The sequence below is a fragment of the Oleiphilus sp. HI0067 genome (assembly GCF_001635735.1).
In genome coordinates this window covers 1-1,092 of sequence record NZ_LWFI01000102.1, presented here as the reverse complement: position 1 = coordinate 1,092, position 1,092 = coordinate 1, and the positions used below count along the sequence as shown (strand labels likewise).

Annotated in this window: 1 protein-coding gene; it reads right to left on the bottom strand. The window is 44.8% G+C overall.

The genetic code is table 11. The features are described from left to right. A partial coding sequence (locus A3739_RS01430; protein WP_197471944.1) for a VCBS domain-containing protein occupies positions 1-842 on the bottom strand: 842 nt, incomplete at its 3' end. Positions 843-1,092 lie beyond the last annotated feature (250 nt).

Genomic DNA, 1,092 nt, shown 5'->3' with positions numbered 1-1,092 from the left:
CAGGTGTGTGAATCCAGTGTATCCACGTCCGAAACGTTTAACTGCCCCGATACGTTCTTCAGCACATCTTCAACAACGGATCCTGTTGAAGCTCCACTGATTTGAGGTAAATCATTCGTGCCTTGGACTTGTATGTTGATCGGAACAAATTGTGTACGCCCGTATGCATCAACGAGCTCAACTTGAAAAGTCTTCGTTAAACTCTCGCCTTGCGCGAGTGACTGCACACTCATAGAGTTATTAGCGAGTTGGTAAGTCCACCCTCCTTTGCCATCGAGCACTAGCTCACCGTATTGATCCTTGGCCTGTCCAACGATTTGAAAACTAACGAAGCTGGCTGAATTCTGGAATTGTCCAGTCACCGATAGCAACTGATCTTCAATCACTGTATTGGACGTGTTGGTTGCCGACTGAATCAACCCAGGCTTTTCAATTTCATTTTGTTGCTCAGAATTACCCAAGCCTCTCGCAGATGTGACGTATCCCGCCTCAGTGTCGGTTAGATCCGCTTGATAGTCATGAATTGCGACCTGAGAACCACCATCGCTCAGCGTGACATCTTCTGAAGGCTTTTCCACTTCAAGCTCTGTTTCAACCAGATCAAGAATTGATTCATCAATCTCACTATTAAATACGAGACTGTCTGTCAGCGATATCTTCTCTGCTTGATCTAGCTTTGCTTGCTGACCATCTGAATGAGTAATAAGAACTGCTTGTCGTGCATGTATGAAATCGCCTGGGGACAAGACAACACTTCCATCCTCCTGAACGCGCCCAGTGGTAGAGATGTGTTCGAGATTAGAGGGTATAACAACAACTTGAGTTTCTTGCTGATCAGACATTACTTGCTCCGCAGACAAACTACGCCGGAGTATAGTCAGAGTTCGCTAAAGCGCTAATAAATCTGGCAGTTTTACCACCAAATAGTATTAGAAATAGAAGGTCTATGCTCTATAGCTATTAGCTTGCACAATAAGCAATTGCCTTATCATATGATTCGAGAAACAACTGTTTGATTCTGAATCGCGTATAGGTTTCGTCTTGATAAATACGTTGATAGCCCGCCACGATGGCTTCTACAGCATCGACGGC